Source organism: Nocardia aurea, from assembly GCF_003123685.1.
GTDB lineage: Bacteria > Actinomycetota > Actinomycetes > Mycobacteriales > Mycobacteriaceae > Nocardia > Nocardia aurea.
This window is the reverse complement of sequence record NZ_QCYJ01000127.1, coordinates 452,402-471,418: the sequence shown is the minus strand read 5'-3', so window position 1 is coordinate 471,418 and position 19,017 is coordinate 452,402. Positions and strand designations below refer to the sequence as shown.

Annotated in this window: 15 protein-coding genes; 6 read left to right on the top strand and 9 right to left on the bottom strand. The window is 67.2% G+C overall.

The features are described from left to right. Positions 1-14: 14 nt before the first annotated feature. From mtrB to hpf, 4 genes are all read left to right on the top strand, one after another. Complete coding sequence (mtrB, locus tag DAT37_RS31055; RefSeq protein ID WP_408637466.1) at positions 15-1,781, top strand: MtrAB system histidine kinase MtrB; 1,767 nt, start codon at positions 15-17, stop codon at positions 1,779-1,781. After that, on the top strand, positions 1,778-3,583 hold the full coding sequence (gene lpqB, locus DAT37_RS31050; RefSeq protein WP_109528390.1) for an MtrAB system accessory lipoprotein LpqB: 1,806 nt from the start codon (positions 1,778-1,780) through the stop codon (positions 3,581-3,583). The genes mtrB and lpqB overlap by 4 nt, the downstream gene beginning before the upstream one ends. Before the next feature lie 36 nt (positions 3,584-3,619). Further along, the gene (locus DAT37_RS31045; protein ID WP_109528389.1) at positions 3,620-4,264 is read left to right on the top strand and encodes a ComF family protein; all 645 of its coding nucleotides are present in this window, start codon (positions 3,620-3,622) and stop codon (positions 4,262-4,264) included. A gap of 306 nt (positions 4,265-4,570) precedes the next feature. Beyond that, positions 4,571-5,269, top strand: coding sequence for a ribosome hibernation-promoting factor, HPF/YfiA family (gene hpf / locus DAT37_RS31040; RefSeq protein WP_109528614.1), 699 nt, complete (start codon positions 4,571-4,573; stop codon positions 5,267-5,269). 54 nt (positions 5,270-5,323) lie between these two features. Here hpf and DAT37_RS31035 read toward each other — a convergent pair whose 3' ends face one another. The 3 genes from DAT37_RS31035 to DAT37_RS31025 are packed head-to-tail and all read right to left on the bottom strand — an operon-like array spanning position 5,324 to position 7,023. After that, complete coding sequence (locus DAT37_RS31035; RefSeq protein ID WP_232840099.1) at positions 5,324-5,839, bottom strand: hypothetical protein; 516 nt, start codon at positions 5,837-5,839, stop codon at positions 5,324-5,326. A gap of 53 nt (positions 5,840-5,892) precedes the next feature. Beyond that, positions 5,893-6,324 (bottom strand): hypothetical protein, encoded by a 432-nt coding sequence (locus DAT37_RS31030; RefSeq protein ID WP_157978790.1) that lies wholly within the window; start codon positions 6,322-6,324, stop codon positions 5,893-5,895. 3 nt (positions 6,325-6,327) lie between these two features. Continuing rightward, positions 6,328-7,023: a helix-turn-helix domain-containing protein gene (locus tag DAT37_RS31025; protein WP_109528387.1), complete on the bottom strand. Its 696-nt coding sequence runs from the start codon at positions 7,021-7,023 to the stop codon at positions 6,328-6,330. Positions 7,024-7,399: 376 nt separating this feature from the next. Here DAT37_RS31025 and DAT37_RS31020 point away from each other — a divergent pair, with 376 nt between their 5' ends. Then, entirely contained in the window at positions 7,400-8,692 is a 1,293-nt protein-coding gene (locus tag DAT37_RS31020) for an acetyl-CoA C-acyltransferase (protein ID WP_109528386.1), read from the top strand. 11 nt (positions 8,693-8,703) lie between these two features. Here the strand turns inward: DAT37_RS31020 and bluB are convergent, their stop codons facing one another. From bluB to DAT37_RS30990, 6 genes are all read right to left on the bottom strand, one after another. Beyond that, the gene (gene bluB / locus DAT37_RS31015; RefSeq protein WP_109528385.1) at positions 8,704-9,330 is read right to left on the bottom strand and encodes a 5,6-dimethylbenzimidazole synthase; all 627 of its coding nucleotides are present in this window, start codon (positions 9,328-9,330) and stop codon (positions 8,704-8,706) included. Positions 9,331-9,398: 68 nt separating this feature from the next. Then, a complete protein-coding gene (locus tag DAT37_RS31010; protein WP_109528384.1) occupies positions 9,399-10,649 on the bottom strand; it encodes a fatty acid desaturase family protein in 1,251 nt (416 codons plus the stop codon). Between the two features lie 130 nt (positions 10,650-10,779). Beyond that, the gene (locus DAT37_RS31005; protein WP_109528383.1) at positions 10,780-12,243 is read right to left on the bottom strand and encodes a fatty acid desaturase; all 1,464 of its coding nucleotides are present in this window, start codon (positions 12,241-12,243) and stop codon (positions 10,780-10,782) included. Positions 12,244-12,344: 101 nt separating this feature from the next. Continuing rightward, the gene (locus DAT37_RS31000) at positions 12,345-13,481 is read right to left on the bottom strand and encodes a ferredoxin reductase (RefSeq protein ID WP_109528382.1); all 1,137 of its coding nucleotides are present in this window, start codon (positions 13,479-13,481) and stop codon (positions 12,345-12,347) included. Positions 13,482-13,602: 121 nt separating this feature from the next. Then, positions 13,603-14,178: a DUF6912 family protein gene (locus tag DAT37_RS30995; protein WP_109528612.1), complete on the bottom strand. Its 576-nt coding sequence runs from the start codon at positions 14,176-14,178 to the stop codon at positions 13,603-13,605. 19 nt (positions 14,179-14,197) lie between these two features. Beyond that, on the bottom strand, positions 14,198-15,604 hold the full coding sequence (locus tag DAT37_RS30990; protein ID WP_109528381.1) for a WS/DGAT/MGAT family O-acyltransferase: 1,407 nt from the start codon (positions 15,602-15,604) through the stop codon (positions 14,198-14,200). Between the two features lie 536 nt (positions 15,605-16,140). Between DAT37_RS30990 and secA the strand changes: the two genes are divergently transcribed. After that, the gene (gene secA, locus DAT37_RS30985) at positions 16,141-18,990 is read left to right on the top strand and encodes a preprotein translocase subunit SecA (protein ID WP_109528380.1); all 2,850 of its coding nucleotides are present in this window, start codon (positions 16,141-16,143) and stop codon (positions 18,988-18,990) included. The last annotated feature ends 27 nt before the right edge of the window (positions 18,991-19,017 follow it).

Genomic DNA, 19,017 nt, shown 5'->3' with positions numbered 1-19,017 from the left:
GGACGGGTCATCGTATTCGAACAGCGCTCACACCGGTGGCGACGTGGTTCAGAGACGTCGGCACCGCGTTGGGTCATGTCTGGCGACGGTCGCTGCAACTGCGCGTCATCGTCTCGACACTGACCCTGTCGCTGATCGTCATCACCATCCTCGGCGTGGTGCTGACCAGCCAGATCACCGATCGGCTGCTGGACGCCAAGATCAACGCCGCGGTCGAGGAGATGGACCGCGCGCGCAATACGGTGGAGAGTCAGCTCGCGGGTGTGCACGATATCGGCACCCAGCGGCTCGGTGACGCGCGCGACGCGCTGTCCAATCGCGGTGGCACAGGTCAATCCAGCGGCGTGGCAGGCAGTTTCGATTCCGCGCTGAGCATGGTCGGCGGCACGCCGCAGCAGCAGATCTCGGTCGGCCCGATCAGCGAGGTGCCCGAGGAACTGCGCCGGTTCGTGCAGCGCAACCAGGTCAGCTACCAGTTCGCCACGGTGGCGGATCCGGACGGCTATCACGGCCGCGCGCTGGTCATCGGCAGTCCGAGCGCCGAGATCCCGACGCTGGAGATCTACCTGATCTTCCCGCTGGCCAACGAGGAACGCAGCCTGGCGCTCATGCGCGGCACCATGATGATCGGTGGTCTGGTGCTGCTCGTGCTGCTCGCCGCGATCACCGCGCTGGTGACCAGGCAGGTCGTGCTGCCGATCCGGTCCGCCGCGCGGATCGCCAGCCGCTTCGCCGACGGCAGACTCAAGGAACGCATGCTCGTGCGCGGCGAGGACGATATGGCGCGGTTGGCGCAAGCGTTCAACGAGATGGCCGAGAGTCTGTCGAACCAGATCACGCAGCTGGAGGAATTCGGCAATCTACAACGCCGATTCACCTCCGACGTCAGCCACGAACTACGCACCCCGCTCACCACCGTCCGCATGGCGGCCGACCTGATCCACAGCAGCAGCGACGATCTGGACCCGGCTCTCGCCCGCAGCGCCGAACTGCTCGTCACCGAACTCGACCGCTTCGAGGGTCTGCTCAACGACCTGCTCGAAATCAGCAGGCACGACGCGGGTGTGGCCGAATTGCAGGTCGAATCGCTCGACGTGCGTATGTGCGCGCGGGCCGCGATCTCCACCGTGCGGCATCTTGCCAAGGACGCGGGCATCGAAGTGGTCATCGATATGCCCGAGGAACCGCTGGTCGCCGAGGTCGACCCGCGTCGCGTCGAGCGCGTGCTACGTAATCTGCTCGCCAACGCCATCGACCACAGCGAGGGCAAACCGGTGCTGATCCGGATGCGCGGCGATGCCGACGCCAACGCGGTCGCGGTGGTGGTACGCGATCAGGGCGTCGGTCTGCGGCCGGGCGAGGAGAAGTTGGTGTTCAACCGCTTCTGGCGTTCGGACCCGTCAAGGATGCGCCGCTCCGGCGGTACCGGACTCGGTCTGTCCATCAGCGTCGAGGACGCGAATCTGCACGAGGGCAGGCTGGAGGCGTGGGGCGAGATCGGCCTCGGCGCGAGTTTCCGGCTGACGTTGCCGCTGGTTCGCGGCAAGAAACTCGGTGTGAGCCCGCTGCCGTTGGAACCGGGCACGCGCAAACCGCCGCGCCCCACCGAATCCGAGACCGTCGAGTTGCCGTCCAGCCCGTTGCCGCAGCCCGAACCGGGCGCCGACCGGGCCCCGGCCACCGCGGCCGACAGGGAGGGCGACGGCGTCGCACCGGAGCCGCCGTCCTCGGACGCCGACAGCGGCGAGGTAGCGCGCGAATCGGGAGACGTACAGTCATGACCGTGCATTCCAGGTTCCCGCGGCTGCGTTGGGCCGCGCTCGGCGCCCTCGTGCTGGTGACCGCGCTGCTCGGTGGGTGCGCGAGTCTGCCGGAGTCCTCCGCACCGCAGGCCCTCGGCACCATCAACAGGGAGCCGACGTCGGAAGGACCGCTGCCACCGACGGTCGGTCGCGATCCGGGACTGCTGCTGCGCGACTACCTCCAGGCGACGGCGGACCCGGCCAACGGGCACGCGGCGGCGCGGCAGTACATGACCGAGTCGGCGTCGGCCCAGTGGGACGACACCACGAGCACGGTGATCGTCGACCGACCAGACACCCTGCTCGAATCCCGCGAGGCCGAATCCGCCACCTACCGGATCCGCGCCCAGAAGGTCGCCGAGATCGCGCCCGACGGCGCGTACCGGGCCACCGAGGGCCCGCCGCTCGAATACAAGATCGAGATGGTCAAGGTCGACGGCGAATGGCGCATCGACGACCTGCCCGACGGCGTCGTGATGGATACCACCGCCTTCGCCAAGTCCTACCGGCGATACGTTCTGTACTTCCCGGAGCCGACGGGTAATTCGGTCGTCCCCGATCTGCGCTGGATCTCGGCGCCGAAGAACGAACTGACCGGGCGGCTGCTCGCGTTGCTGGCGGACGGCAGCGAGCCCGCGCTCGCCCCGGTGGTGCGCAACCTGATGGCCCCGCCCGTGGCGATACGCGGTCCGATCACCAAGGCCAACGGCGATCCCGACGAGGTCGGCGTCGGCCTGGGCGGCGTGCGCATCGATTTCTCCGGCGTCAGCGGGTTCAACCAGCGTGATCGCGAACTGCTCGCGGCGCAGGTGGTGCTCACCCTGGCCAGAGCCGACGTCCTCGGGCCGTACATGCTCCTGGCCGACGGTAAACCCCTGGACGAGCGGTTCGCGGCGAACGGGTGGTCGGTCGCCGACGTCCAGCAGTCCAGTCCCGAGGTCAACGCCCAGAACCGGATCGGGCTGCACGCACTGCGCGAGGGGTCGCTCGTGCAGGTCGGGGTCGGCGGGATCGACCCGGCTCCCGGCTATTTCGGTGCGGTGAGCAATCTCCAGTCCGCGGCGCTGAGCCCCGACGGTCAGTTCGTCGCCGCCGTCGCCGACGCGGGCAGGCCCGCGCCCGAGCCGCCGCGCACGCTGATGGTCGGCAGTTACGGCGGCACCCAGTTCCCGGTCGCCGAGGGGACAACCATCAGCCGACCGTCCTGGGCCCTCGACGGCAGCGCCGCGTGGGCGGTCATCGACGGTGAACACGTCATCCGCGTGGTCAACGACCGGGCGACCGGAACCGTATCGGTCGAGGATGTCGACATCTCCGGCCTGACAACGGGTTCGACCGCGCTGCGATTCCCGATCACCGAGATCAGGATCTCGCGCAGCGGGGTCCGCGCGGTGCTGATCGCGGACGGCAAGGTGTACGTGGCGGTCGTGGTCCGCAGGCCCGACGGCAAGTACGCGGTGACCTCGCCGATGCCGGTCGCTGTCGACGTGAGTACGCCCGCGGTGTCGGTGAACTGGCTGGGCGGCGACACGATCTTCATCGCGTTCCAGGGCAATGTCGACCCGGTGCGCACCGTCCAGATCGACGGCTCCGGCTTGTTACCGCTGACCGGGCGCAATCTGACCTCGCCGGTGCGGTCGGTCAGTGTCTCACCCGAACACCAGTACGTCGCCGATTCGCGCGCTGTCCTCGAATTGACCAGCAATCCCGACGGCGGCGAACCCTATTGGCGCGAGGTGCCCGGGCTGGGCGCCAACGCCGTTCCCGTATTGCCCGGATAGCCGCGCTCTGTCGGTGGGCGGGTGCACACTCGCCCGATGCGAACGCTGCTCGATCTGATGTTGCCCGCACGGTGCGGCGGGTGCGGGACGGCCGGGACGGCATGGTGCGCCGAGTGCGCCTCGGTGCTGACGAGACCGCCGGTGCGGGTCCGTCCACGGACCGATCCCGGCGTGCCGTGCTGGGCGCTCGGTCCCTACGCCGGTCCGGCCCGTCGGGCGGTACTGGCGATGAAGGAACACGGCAGGCGCGATCTCGCGCGACCCCTCGGCGGCGCGCTGGCCGCCGGGCTGACCCGCCTGCGGGCTCCGGGGCGGCCACTGATCCTGGTCCCCGCGCCGAGCAGACGTGTCGCGGCGCGGCGTCGAGGCGGCGATCCGGTGCTGCGGACGGCCAGGGCCGCGGCGGAATCGCTGGACGATTGCCGGGTGGTGCCGGCGTTACGTCTGTGGTGGGGAGCGCGTGACTCCGTCGGACTGACATCGGGCGAGCGCAGGCGCAATCTGGAGGGTCGCGTCCACGCCCTACCCATACCCGGTTCGCGGGCATCCTACACCGGATTTGCCGAGGTAATCGTGGTCGATGATGTGCTGACGACCGGCGCCACCGCCGGTGAATCGGTCCGCGCGCTCGGACGTGTCGGTTATTCGGTACGTGGCGTGCTGGTGACGTGTGCTGCTTGACTCCGGGAAATTTGCGTGAACACTGGCGGACCGCCGCTATGCGTACTACCGTCGCCAACACACACCCGAACCGGGAGTTTGGAGGTGGCGCCTCGGACAACTACGTGCCGTGCTATTCCCCGACGTGAGGTCCGGGCCCCCGGCCCGAGACCGTGTAACCGCGAAGGGCTCCGCGAAGCGACGGATACCGAATACTGCTCGGCACGGCTCAACCCCGCCGCACGTCATATCGGGCTGTGCGGCCAGATCCGGGAGGTACGCGTGACGACTTCACGACCTTCAGTGAAAGATTCCAATTCCTCGGTACTGGACCCCGGTGCCGCGTATTCACCAGAGTCACCCGACGAGGATCGAGCACCGGCTCCTCGCGCCGACGTCGTGGTCAAGGGCCGCAACGTCGAGGTGCCCGACCACTACCGAATCTACGTCTCGGAGAAGCTCTCTCGTCTCGAACGCTTCGATCCGTCGATCTTCATCTTCGACGTCGAGCTGTTCCACGAACGCAACCGTCGTCAGCGCAAGAGTTGCCAGCGCGTGGAGATCACCGCGCGGGGTAAGGGTCCGGTCGCCAGGGCCGAAGCGTGCGCCGACAGTTTCTACGCCGCCCTCGAATCAGCGACGGCCAAACTCGAGAGCCGCCTGCGCCGCACCAAGGACCGCAGGCGCGTCCACTACGGTGAGAAGACTCCCGTCTCCGTCGCCGAGGCGACCGCCGAACTCGTCGACGATCAACTGTTCGCCCTCGCCAGCGGTGATCTGGACACCCATGCCCACCCCGGCGAGGATGCCGAGTTTTCTACGGAGTCAACGGATTACGAGGCCGGACCCGGCCATATCGTGCGCACCAAAGTGCACACCGCGACTCCGATGTCGGTCGATGACGCCCTCTATCAGATGGAACTCGTCGGCCACGACTTCTTCCTCTTCCACGACAAGGAGACCGACCGACCCTCGGTGGTCTACCGTCGTCACGCTTTCGACTACGGCCTGATCCGGCTCACCTAGCGCGCGTCGAAGTGCCCGGCCGGAGCACCACGCCCGGCCGGGCGCAGTGCTGTCCTACCGTCGGCGATCGCGGAAGAACGTGGTGTGCAACAGGGAATCGCGGCGCGGCCGCAGCGCCTGCAACATCACCAGGTCGGCGAAGGTCTCCGCGTCGCGTTCGCGGCTGCTGCCGTAATCGGTTCTGCCCAGCACGTGCCGGATGGATTCCGGGCTGATCGAAGGCAGCAGTTCGGTGACCGCGGCCAGGGTGTGGCCGGTCGCGCCGCCGTCGGCGCGATCGGGTCCGTGGCCGAGCAGCATGTGGCCGAGTTCGTGGGCGACGATGTGTTCGGCGTGCCACTCGGTGGTGTCGGCGCCGTAGACGATGACGTCGGAATCCTGTTTGGCGATCCACAGGCCGCTGCCGGTGCCGCATCCGGCTCCCGCGAGGTCGACGGTATCCACCGGGTGCAGGGTGATGGGCCGTCCGCGGAACTCGGCGACCGCGTCGATATAGGAGCCCAGTTTCCACGGACGTGGAATCGCGACGTTCCGGGAGAGTTCCCGGAACCGGGTGTCCATACCGGCCATACGATGCGATCTCCTACGACAGTTCACGATCCCGCCCCGTGTAGGTGTCGATGTTACCGAGTGCCGGGTCCGAGTCGGTCGGTGCTCTCGATCAGCCGGGAGAGGCGGTCGAGGTCGACATCCGAACCGCGCAGCGCGATGCTGGCGACATTGGCATCGCGCATGGTCGCGAGCAGTTCGAGTTCGCGATCGATCGACCGCGCGGTGTCGCCTGTGGTTGTCAGGTAATCGGGTTCGACGCCGAAGCAGTGCGCGATGGCCGCGAGCACTTCGCCGTCGACGACGCGCTCGTCGAAGACGCCGTCGCGCATGCTGTCGATGTGCTGTGCCGAGACGGTGCGGTGCAGGGTGGTGCTCACCTGTTCGGCCACCGAGGACGACGCGCGCTCCGGCGCCGCGCGCGGATGCATCGTCTCGAATAGTCGGTTGATCTTGCGGCTGAGCGTCAATCGCTCATGCGCGGAGGTGTTCTCGGACATCTTCACCATTCATTCCTCGCCGTTCCGGAATTCCGCCGCACCGTTGGCGGCCGACCACCGATCGCGGAATCCGGCCTCGGTACCGGCGTCGATATCGGTGACGCGGTTGGCCAGCCAGCGACGATAGCGGCGCTCTTCCAGTTCGGCCGGATCGCTCACCTCGGCGGGGACCTCGAGCAGATGTCGAAAGGCCATCTCGACCAGCGGGTGCAGCTGGCGTCCCGGACCGCCGTTGCGTTCGAGCATGACGGTGGCGTAGCGCGCGGACAGCCGGGAGACGACGCCGTTGAGATCTGCGACGGCGGCCACCACGTGCGGCTCGACGGTGCGGCCGCTCTCTATCGCGTCGTTGAGACGGCCCGAGGCGGCGAGCAGCGCCGTCAGATCACCGAGTTCGAAGCGGATCGAATCCGGTCCGGACACGATCGATTCGTTGCCCGCCGAATCCGTGCTCCGCGCTTCGGACGGTGTGCCGCCCGCGTAGGTGCGCGCGGCGCTGCCGGGTCGCCAGCGTAGCGGCACGTCGAGTTTGTTGAGGGTGTGCGTGCTGATCGAGGAGTCGCCGTCCTCGATCTTCCTGATCGTCGGGGCGGACGGGCCGCCGAGATCGCCGATCTGGATCTGGGTGAGGCCGAGTTCGTCCCGGCGCTCCCTGATGATCCGGCCGAAGCGCTTCTGTCGCGACAGCTCCGAAGTGCTTTGCATAGTGGGTTTCAGCGTAGGCCGTTTTTGGGTTCGATAGCAAGCCGATAGAAAGTGTTTGAGAAATCTATCGAAACATTGTTACTGTGTTTTCGCGCCGAGCGTCCCGACGCCGGTCGTGCGGGTTCCGGGGACGAGCAGGGGCGTTCACCGGGGCCGAGCTCCCGGCCTGCCGTGCAACGGCGCGCGGCAGGCTCAGCGGATTCGGAGGGGATCGCTGAGCACGGGCCGGGCCCATGGCGACCCGGCGGCGATCATCACGTGGGGTGCCGCCGGGTCCGTCGTCGGCGTCGCGCCGGACGTTCGGCCGGTCGCGCCGTAGACCTGAAACTTACTTTGAAGTAAGTTTGGTGCAACAGGTCTGTCGAAAGGAACTCGCATGGCTGCCAAGGGTGCTCGCCGTGCCGTGATCGTCTCGGGTGCGCGCACACCGTTCGTGCGCGCGTTCACCGATTACACGCGGATGGATTCGATCGCGCTGGCCGACGCCGCCGTGCGCGGACTGCTGGAGCGCACCGGGCTTCCCGGTGCACAGGTGCAGGCGATCGTGTGGGGCGGGGTGATCCTGCCCAGCGCCGCGCCCAATATCGCACGCGAGATCGCACTCGATCTGAAACTCGATCCCGGCTGCGAGGGATACACGGTCACCAGGGCCTGTGCCTCCGGATTGCAGGCGGTGACCGCGGCCGCGGCCGCGATCGAGCGCGGCGAATACGACATCATGATCGCCGGCGGCAGTGATTCCACCAGCAACGCCGAGGTGAAACTGCCCCAGAAACTCGTGCACGCGGGCGCGCCACTGGCACTGGGCAAGCCGAAGCCGATGGATTACCTGTCCGCCCTGCGTCAACTGGCCCCGTTCACCGATCTGCTGCCCGCCCGGCCGAAGATCGCCGAACGCACCACCGGCGAGGTGATGGGTGAATCGGCCGAGAAGATGGCGCGCATCCACGGCATCGGACGCGACGAACAGGACGAATTCGCCGTGCGGTCGCACCGTCGCGCCGCCGCCGCCATCGAGTCCGGGCGTTTCGACGACGAGGTGTTGCGGGTGCGCACTCCCGACGGCGTCGATATCGACCGTGACGGACTCGTTCGGGCCGACACCAGCGTCGAACGGCTGGCGAAACTCGCCCCGGTCTTCGCGACCGACGGCACCGTCACCGCCGGTAACGCCAGCCCGTTGACCGACGGCGCGTCGGCGGTGCTGTTGATGAGCGAGGACGCGGCGAAGGCCATGGGCTACCGTCCGCTCGCGGCCTTCCGCTCGTGGAGTTACGTCAGCGTCGATCCGGCCGATCAGGTGCTGATCGGGCCCGCGATCTCCATGCCGAGAGCGCTCGACAAGGCCGGTATGGCACTGGCCGATATCGACCTCGTCGACATCCACGAGGCGTTCGCCGCCCAGACGCTGTCCGTGCTGAGCGCTCTCGCCAGCGACGAATGGGCCAAGACGCGCCTCGGTCGTGACACCGCGGTGGGCGAGATCGGTATCGAGACGCTCAATGTGCACGGGGGTTCGGTATCCCTCGGCCACCCGTTCGGCGCGACCGGAGCCCGCATGGTCACCACCATGGCCAACGAATTGGCTCGCACCGGCAAATCCACCGCACTGCTCGGAATCTGCGCGGCCGGCGGTATCGGGGCGTCGGCGGTGCTCGAAAGCGTGTAGCGGCGGGGCGTTCACGAACCCGCGCGGAAGGTCTCCCTATGTACGGCGTCAGCGAGCGGTCTGCCGGAGCGCCAGCCGAAACGTTCCAGGTCCGGGACGGCCTGGAATTCCTCGACGGGCCCGACGCAGAGCCAGGCGACAGGTCGGATGTGGTCGGGCAGGTCGATCAGATCGGACAGGAACGGCTCGTCGTAGAACGAGACCCAGCCGACCCCGACACTTTCGGCGGTGGCCGCAAGCCACAGGTTCTGGATGGCGAGCACGGTCGAGTAGACCCCGGTCTCCGGAACCGTCGCGCGGCCGAGAACCACCGGGCCACCGCGTGCGTCGTCATGGGTGACGACGATGCCGGTGCCGCTCTCGGTGATGCCCTCGATCTTGATCGGATCGAAGGTCTCGGCCCGCTCCGGCGGTAGCGCGTCGCGGAACTCGACGCGTTTATCGGCCACGTGATCGGCGAATCGCCGCAGCGTCGACCGGTCGCGCACCACCACGAAATCCCACGGCTGCGAGTTGCCGACGCTCGGGGCCCGGTGCGCGGCGTCGAGGATTCGCCACAGCGTCTCGTCGTCGACGAGTTCACCGGTGAATTCGGCGCGCACATCCCGGCGCAGCCGGATGGCCTCGTAGATATTCATATGGTCGGCACACACGGGGCAAGTCAACCAGGCGGGTGTCCCGCGCCGGTGAGCCGACCCGCCGTTGGTCAGCCGATCGGTACGGCGCGGGCGATCCGGCGACGCCCCTGGGCGAGCGCGGTGCGCAGCCCGCGACGCTTACCCGTGACGGGATCGAATGTCGGGGTGGTGTCGCCGCCGAATTTACGTTCCGACGCCGTCTCGGGAGCGTCGTCCGCCGTGTGGCGCAGGTACTTGTTGGGCAGCGCGAGTTTGGCGATGGTGCGCCACGCCTTGAAGTACTGCACCGGCAGCGATCCGGTGGTGTAGGGCAGATCGTATTTCTCGGCGAGCGCCCGCACCCGCACCGCGATATCGGCGTAGCGATTGCTCGGCAGGTCGGGGAAGAGATGGTGTTCGATCTGGTGGCTCAGGTTCCCGCTCATGAAATGGATGATCGGGCCGCCGGAGATGTTGGCGCTGCCCAGCATCTGGCGCAGGTACCACTCGCCCTTGGTCTCGCCCTCGATATCGGCCTTGGTGAACTTCTCGGCGCCGTCGGGGAAGTGGCCGCAGAAGATCACGGCATTGGTCCAGACGTTGCGCACCATATTGGCGGCGATATTCGCGGTCAGGGTGGTGAGGAACGCGGGACCGGTCAGCAGCGGGAACAGCAGGTAGTCCTTGCCGACCTGCTTGCCGATCTTGGCCAGCACCTCACCGCGTTTGCGTTCGAATTCGGCGCGCTCGGGGGAGCCCTCGGGGTAGCGGCCCGCGGCGAGTTTGCCCAATTCCAGGTGCTGGATCGCGACGCCGTATTCGAAGAACAGTTGCAGCAGCAGGTTGTAGGCCGGGTTGCCCAGATTGAACGGCTTCCAGCGCTGGTCGCGCGTCACGCGCAGCAGACCGTAGCCGATGTCGTCGTCCATGCCGAGCACGTTGGTGTACTTGTGGTGCAGGTAGTTGTGGGTCTGCTTCCAGTGCTTGGACGGCCCGGTGTTGTCCCACTCCCACGAGCTGGAATGGACCTCGGGATCGTTCATCCAGTCCCACTGGCCGTGCATGACATTGTGCCCGATCTCCATGTTCTCGATGATCTTGGCCGTCCCGAGCAACGCCACGCCCGCCAGCCACGCGGGCGGCAGGAAACTGGCGAAAAGTACGGTGCGGCCGCTGATCTCGAGCGCGCGCTGAAGCCGGATGACATTGCGGATGTAGCGAGCGTCCTTCACGCCGCGGGAGGATTCGATCTCCCTGCGGATAGCGTCGAACTCCGCGCCGAGTGCCTCCACATCGGCTTCGGTGAGGTGCGCGTACTCCTTGACATCCGAAATCGCCATGGTGGTTACACTACCGTAAGTTACGAGACCGTAGGTTGTGAGGGGCGAATGCGGGATTGTGGTAAATCCCGCATTGCGGAGTCGCTGGGAGAATGCTAGACGCCGTCCGGCGATCGGTCCAATCGGAGCGTCAGCGGTTGCGGCGCAGCCGCAGTGACATCCGCTTACGCACGGCCTTCCGACGCAGGGTCGCCTGCTCGTTGCGCGCCTTCTCCTGCAATGTCGCCCGTGCCTCGCGCAGCAGTTCCTTCTCCTGCTCCGCCTTCTCCTTCAGCGACCGCTTGGCTTCGCGCAGCACTTGCTTCTCGTGCTCGGCCGTCTCCCGCAGCACGATCTTCGCCTCGGCCAGCGCCGAACGCAGCCCGCGTCGCCGCCCGGTCTCCGGGTCGATCATCAGGCGGTGGTTCTCCGGCAGCCAATGGCTCTCGGTCCAGCGTTCGGTCGGCAGCGACGGCAGGGTGATGCCGGCGAATTTGCGTTCGGACGAGGTTTCCGGGGCATCGTCGGCGGTGCGCTTGAGGAAGCGGTCCGGCAGCGCGAGCTTGTGGATGGTCCGGAACGCCAGCAGGTACTGCTTGCCGAGCGATCCGGTGGTGTAGGGCAGGTCGTACTTGTCGCACAACTCGCGCACCCGCACCGCCACTTCGGCGTATCGGTTGCTCGGCAGGTCGGGGAACAGGTGGTGCTCGATCTGGTAGCAGAGGTTGCCGCTCATGAACGCCATCGCGGGCCCGGCCTTGAAATTGGCACTGCCGAGCATCTGGCGCAGGTACCACTCGCCGCTGGTCTCACCCTCCAGCTGTTCGACGGTGAATTTCTCGGCGCCGTCGGGGAAGTGGCCGCAGAAGATGACCGCGTAGGCCCACAGGTTCCTGACCAGGTTCGCGGTGGCGTTCGCCTTGAGCGTCGACTTCCACGCCGGACCGGTGAGCAGCGGGTACAGCAGGAAATCCTTGCTGACCTGGCGGGCGATCTTGCGTCCGAACTCGCGGTTCGGCTGCGACATGAGCTGTTTGGGCGGTGTGCCCGACAGCTCTTTGTCGATACTCCAGTCGTGCAGGGCGATGCCCCATTCGAAACTCGCCGCGAGCACCAGATTCGCCGCGGGCTGCACCAGGTGGATCGGGCGCCACTGCTCGTCGCGGGTCATCCGCAGGATGCCGAAGCCGAGATCCTCGTCCTTGCCCAGCACATTGGTATAGGTGTGGTGGGAGTAGTTGTGCGCTCGCCGCCACTGCGAGGACGGGCCGGTCTGATCCCATTCCCAGGTGCCCGAATGGATCTCGGGGTCGTTCATCCAGTCCCACTGGCCGTGGCTGATGTTGTGCCCGAGTTCCATGTTCTCGATGATCTTGGCCACCGAGAGCATCGCGGTGCCCGCGAGCCAGGCCCAGCGGTTGCGGCTGCCGAAGAGAACGGCGCGCGCCGCCACTTCCAGCCCGCGCTGGGCTGCGATGGTTCGGCGGATATACCTCGCGTCACGCTCTCCGCGTGACAGCTCGACCGACCGCCGAATGGTATCGAGCTCATCGCCGAGGGTCTCGATGTCGGAGGCCGTGAGGTGGGCGAACGCCTTGATATCGGTGATTGCCACCGGTGTCCCTTCTCTGGCTCGTGTACCCCGAGGGTACCCGCCGTGCCGAGTAGCGTCCGGCTACTCGGCACGCGACCGCGCGCTGCGCGGTCGCGCCGATGTCAGATGTCGAGTGTGCAGTTTCCGGCCGCGGCGGAGATGCAGGTCTGAACCTTGTCGCCCTCGCGGCGTTCCTCACCGTTGCGCAGATCCCGCGCGTGACCGGAACTCAGTGTGACGACACAGGTTTGGCAGATGCCCATACGACAGCCGAACGGCATCTGCACGCCCACCGACTCGCCCGCCTCCAGCAGGCTGGTCGCGCCGTCGACCTCGACCGAGCGGTCGGCCCTGCCGAAGGTCACCGTGCCGCCCTCGCCCACCGCCGACCGCGCGATCTCGAACCGCTCGACGTGCAGCTGGTCGGACAGACCCGCTGCGCGCCAATGGGATTCGATCTCGTCGAGCATGCCCGCCGGGCCGCAGGCCCAGGTGTCGCGCTCACGCCAGTCGGGGAAGCGTTCGTCCAGATCGGCGAGTGCGAATTTGCCGTTCTCGCCGGTCAGATGCAGGTGTGAGGTGAAAGTCGGGTGACGGTCGTGCATGTCGCGCAGTTCCGCGCCGAACATCACATCCTCGGCGGTGCGCGCCGAATGCAGGTGGGCCACATCGGTGACCCGGTCCCTGCGGTCCATGGCCCGCAGCATCGCCATGACGGGAGTGATGCCGCTGCCCGCGGTGAGGAACAGCACCTTCTCCGGCGGCGGATCGGGCAGCACGAATCCGCCCTGCGGCGCCTGCAATCGGACGATGGTGCCCTCGGACACGCCGCCGACGAGATGGCTGGAGAGAAAACCCTCCGGCATGGCCTTCACGGCGATGGAGATCAGACGGCCGCCGCCGCGGCCCGGCTCGGTCCAGTTCGGCGGACAGGTCAGCGAATACGAGCGCCAGTGCCAGCGGCCCTCGACCAGGATGCCGATGCCGACGTACTGACCCGGCTGGTATTTGAAGTCGAAACCCCACCCCGGCTTGATGACCAGCGTCGCGGAATCGGCGGTCTCCTTGCGCACCTCCACGATGCGGCCGCGTAGTTCCCGGGCCGACCACAGCGGATTGGCCAGGTGCAGGTAGTCGTCGGGCAGCAGCGGTGTGGTGACCCGCGCGACCGCGCCGCGCAGCACATTCAGCCTGCCACCGCGCTCGGCGACACTCGCGGCCGGAGCCTCCAGCCACTCGCGGACATTCTTGAAGACCATTCGGTGCCGTTCGTCTCTCTTGTCGTGCGGCCACCCTCGGTGCCGTCTGTCAGCAAGGTTACGGCATCGTAGGTTGTGGGGGTCGGGCGACGGCGGATCGGTCCGCGCGGGTCCGTTCCGCTTACAGCAATTCGAGCAGGAACGGCAGTTCCTGGGCGGCGTACCAGGCCAGCTGATGGTCCTCGGCGTCGCCGAGCACGAATTCGGCGTCGGTATCGCCCAGGTCCGCTGCGTCGACCACGTCGACGGCCTTGGCCACCTGGGGCTCGGCCTCGGCCAGATCGACGTGCACCGAGGCGATCTGGTTGTAGGTGATCGGCCCCGCGAGCTTGACCACGGCGTCATCGAGGTCGGGCCGCAGTTTCGTGCCCGTCACGTCCGCGGCGATCACCGCGCGCCGGTAGACCGGGCTGCCGGCCGACGCGGCGCCCGCGGCGTCATCGATATCGCCGCTCTCGGCATCGCCGCCGGAATCCCCGCCGCCGACGAAATCGTCGCGTTCGGCCGCGAGCAGTCGCAGCGACGCGCGCGCCGCCTCGACCATGGCGACCTCGGCCAGTTCGTCGTCGTCGCCGGAGGCGTACGCCTCGCGGAGAGCGGGGGTGACCGCGAACGCCGTGCCGCCGATCGGGAACATCTCCCGATCCGCGACCAACCCGCGCAGCATCGGCACCGTCGCCGGGATGTAGACCCGAATCGCGGGGCGATCGGATTTGTCAGACGCAGGCACCGAGCATCTCCTCCATGGACTCGTGCACCGCCGCGGCGAGCACTCCGATATCGGCCATCGCGTCGCGGTCGGCGTTGAGTCCGTAGAAGACGTGCCCGTCGTAGGACGTGATCCCGATACTCGAAGCCTGCCTGCGCAGCAGCGGCGACACCGGATACATCTCCAGCATCCGCGCGCCGCCGATATACATCGGCGTCTGCGGACCCGGCGCGTTGGTGATCACCAAGTTGAACGTGTGCTCTGCGAACGTACTCGCCGCCCTGACACTGACCGCGTGCAGGCTCGCCGGAGCGAACCCGGCCAGATGCACCAGCGTGCGGGCGCGCACACCGCGGCGATGCCGGTTGTTGGCGTCGGTCGCGTGCGAGATGTGCGACAGGCGCATCACCGGATTGGGTTCGCCCACCGGAAGATCGATGAGGAACGAGGAGACCTCACCCGCGGGGTTGAGCTGATCGCTGTTCGGATCCTCCAGGTACACCGACATCGGCACCACCGCGCGCAGGGTGGCCTGTTCGGTGAGCGCCTCGTCGCGTGAGAGCAGCCAGTTCCGCAGCGCGCCGGTCACGACGGCGAGGATCACGTCGTTGATCGAGCAGTCGAAGCGCTTGCGGATCTTGCGGTAGTCCTCGAGGTCGGTACGGGCCACATCGAAACGGCGACTGCGCGAGGTCTTGGCGTTCAGGGGACTGTCGGGTGCGCCCGCCGTCGCGGCCTTGACCGCGGTGACGACCGAATCCACCGCGCGGCCCGCCGCGGCGACCATGGCGAAGGCGTCCGCGCTCGCTCCACGGACGACCTCCAGCGCCTCGCGCGGCTGCGCCGCCAGATGGCCGAGCGCGCCGACCAGCAGTTCCACCTCGTTGGGCTCGCGCGGGGCGACCCAGGCGTCGTCGGCGAGACCGCGCGGCGACGGGCTGGTATCGAGGATCACGTGCCCGATCTCGAGCGCGCTCTCGCCGTCGACCAGCGCCGAATGGGTTTTGGTGAAGATCGCGCTGCGGCCGTCGGACAGCCCCTCGATCAGATTCATCTCCCACAGCGGTCGGCCCTGGTCGAGCGGTCGCGATGCCAGCCGGGCGACCAGGTCGTGCAGTTGCTCGTCGGTGCCGGGACTCGGCAGCGCCGAGCGGCGCACGTGGTAGGTGATGTCGAAACGGCTGTCCTCCACCCACACCGGCCTGCCGAGGGCCAGCGGGATCTCGCGCACCTTGCGCCGGTAGCGGGGGACCAGCGAGAGCCTGCTCTCGACCAGATCCACCAGGCTGTCGTAGTCCAGCGATGATTCGTCGTCGGTGTTCCGGACGATCGCGAGGGAGCCGATATGGATCGGATTGCTGCTCGACTCGAGCCGATAGAACGACGCGTCCTGCGGCGTCAGTCTCGTGATCACGCTGCCCGGTACTCCCTTCCGCTGCCCTGCACCCCGGCGCCCGCGTTCCGCTTGCTCGCCCATCGCGTCTTCGCGACTCCGCCGCGCGGTGTGCCCCGGTACAACGCCTCATTGTGGTGCGCTACAACGAACCGTAGGCGTTCTTGTGGCATATCAAGCGAAATGGACGCATTCCTTTACCCGTGCCCTCGTCGTGGCCGACGCTCTCCGAACGTCTCCGGGCCTCCCGATTCGATCACAGGGGGAGGGGGAACGCGCGGCGAGCGGCTGCGGACGTCTTACATCGTACGGCGCACCCGCCGCCCCGCGCACCCGTGACGAGTACGGTGAAGACGAACGTCCCACGGCCCGGTGACGGAGTCGGGCGAGCAGCCACGACGCAGGTCACCGGCGCCTACCATGGGTGCGGCATTAGCATGGAGCGTGCTGCGGATTCCGTCGTTCCCGGCGGAGTGCGTGCGCACCGGCCGCGCACACCGCCCGACCCGGGTGGGGGCCGTACACATGACACACCGACCAGAGGACTGACGAGACCCGTGCCTGCGCTGACACTGACGAGGTTGCTACGGATTGGTGAGGGCCGCACGGTCAAGCGGCTGGCCCACGTCGCGGACGAGGTCCTCGAACTCGGGTCGGAGATCGAGTTGCTCACCGATGCCGAACTCCAGGCCAAGACCGACGAGTTCAAGGAGCGCTACGCCGAGGGCGAGACCCTCGACGACCTGCTCCTCGAGGCTTTCGCGGTGGCCCGTGAGGCGTCGTGGCGGGTGCTGAACCAGAAGCACTACAAGGTCCAGCTCATGGGTGGCGCCGCCCTTCATCTCGGCAATATCGCCGAGATGAAGACCGGTGAGGGCAAAACCCTGACCTGTGTGCTCCCGGCCTACCTGAACGCGCTGTCCGGCGAGGGTGTGCACGTCGTCACGGTCAACGACTACCTGGCCAAGCGCGACGCGGAGTGGATGGGCCGCGTGCACCGCTTCCTCGGCCTCGAGGTCGGCGTGATCCTGGGCGGGATGAATCCGGCCCAGCGCCGTCAGGCCTACGCCGCCGACATTACCTACGGCACGAACAACGAGTTCGGCTTCGACTACCTGCGCGACAACATGACCCACTCGCTGGACGATCTGGTGCAGCGCGGGCACAACTTCGCCGTGGTCGACGAGGTCGACTCCATCCTCATCGACGAGGCCCGTACCCCGCTGATCATCTCGGGTCCGGCCGACGCCTCCTCCAAGTGGTACGCCGAATTCGCGCGTATCGCCCCGCTGCTCAAGAAGGACCTGCACTACGAGGTCGACATCAAGAAGCGCACCATCGGCGTGCACGAGGCGGGCGTGGAATACGTCGAGGATCAGCTCGGCATCGACAATCTCTACGAAGCGGCGAACTCCCCGCTGGTCAGCTACCTGAACAACGCCATCAAGGCCAAGGAACTGTACAACCGCGACAAGGATTACATCGTCCGCGACGGCGAGGTCATCATCGTCGACGAGTTCACCGGCCGCATCCTGGTCGGACGTCGCTACAACGAGGGTATGCACCAGGCGATCGAGGCCAAGGAAGGCGTCGAGATCCAGCCGGAGAACCAGACACTGGCCACGATCACGTTGCAGAACTACTTCCGCCTCTACGACAAGCTCTCGGGTATGACCGGTACCGCCGAGACCGAGGCCGCCGAGCTGCACTCGATCTACAACCTCGGCGTCGTCCCGATCCCGACCAACCGGGCGATGGTGCGCGCCGATCAGTCGGATCTGATCTACAAGACCGAAGAGGCCAAATTCGCGGCCGTGGTCGACGATGTCACCGAGCGGCACGAGAAGGGTCAGCCGGTGCTGATCGGTACCACGAGCGTCGAGCGCTCGGAGTACCTGTCCAAGCAGTTCACCAAGCGCGGTATCCCGCACAACGTGCTCAACGCGAAATTCCACGAGAAGGAAGCCGAGATCATCGCCGAGGCCGGTCGGCCCGGCGCGGTGACCGTCGCGACCAATATGGCCGGTCGTGGTACCGATATCGTGCTCGGCGGCAACCCGGACATCATCGCCGACATCCTGCTGCGCAAGCAGGGCCTGGACCCGGTCGAGACCGCCGAACAGTACGAGGCGGCGTGGCATTCGGCGCTGGAGCAGGTCAAGGCGCAGACCGAGGAGGACGCCGACGCGGTGCGCGAGGCGGGCGGGCTCTACGTGCTCGGCACCGAACGGCACGAGTCGCGGCGTATCGACAACCAGCTGCGCGGACGCTCCGGCCGTCAGGGCGATCCGGGTGAATCCCGCTTCTACCTGTCGCTGGGCGACGAGTTGATGCGGCGCTTCAACGGCGCGGCGCTCGAATCGATCATGACCCGCCTGAATCTGCCCGACGATGTGCCGATCGAGGCCAAGATGGTGTCCAAGGCCATCAAGAGCGCGCAGACCCAGGTCGAGCAGCAGAACTTCGAGATCCGCAAGAACGTCCTCAAGTACGACGAGGTCATGAACCAGCAGCGCACCATCATCTACGGCGAGCGCAACCGGATCCTGCGCGGCGAGGATATGGAAGGCCAGGTCCAAGAGATGATCACCGATGTGGTCACCGCCTACGTGGACGGCGCGACCGCCGAGGGTTACGTCGAGGACTGGGATCTGGACAAACTGTGGACGGCGTTGAAGACGCTGTACCCGGTGAGCGTCGACGCCAAGGAGTTGACCGGCGAGACCGAGGTCGGCGAGGCGGGCGACCTGTCCAAGGACGAACTGGCCGAGGCGCTGCTCGATGACGCCCACGAGGCGTACGCCAAGCGTGAGCAGGAGATCGACGGTCTCGCGGGCGAGGGTTCCATGCGCAACCTCGAACGTCAGGTGCTGCTGTCGGTACTCGACCGGAAATGGCGCGAACACCTCTACGAGATGGACTACCTCAAGGAGGGCATCGGCCTGCGCGCCATGGCGCAGCGCGATCCGCTCGTCGAGTACCAGCGCGAAGGTTTCGACATGTTCGCCGCGATGTTGGAGGGACTGAAGGAGGAGTCGGTCGGCTTCCTGTTCAACCTCCAGGTCGAGGTGCAGCAGCCGCAGCCCGAAGGTGTCGCCATCGATCCGGGTCTGCGTTCGCCGGTCGGTGCCACCGCGCCGCGTCCCCCGGTGTCGACCGAGAAGGCTCCGGCCGCCAACGGCGCACCGGCGGCGTTGCGCGCCAAGGGAATCGGCGATCCCAGCCCGCGCGGCTACAGCTACTCCGGTCCGGCGGGCCCGGACGACGGTGGTCACGCCGCGGTCCACGACGACGTCCAGGAGTACGGCGACGACGATGGTGCGGGCACCACCCGCCGTGAGCGTCGCGAGGCCGCTCGGGCGCAGGCCAAGTCGGGCCGTTCGCCCAAGTCACGTCGCAAGCACTGAGTCGGGAATATCGAAAGCGCCCACGGA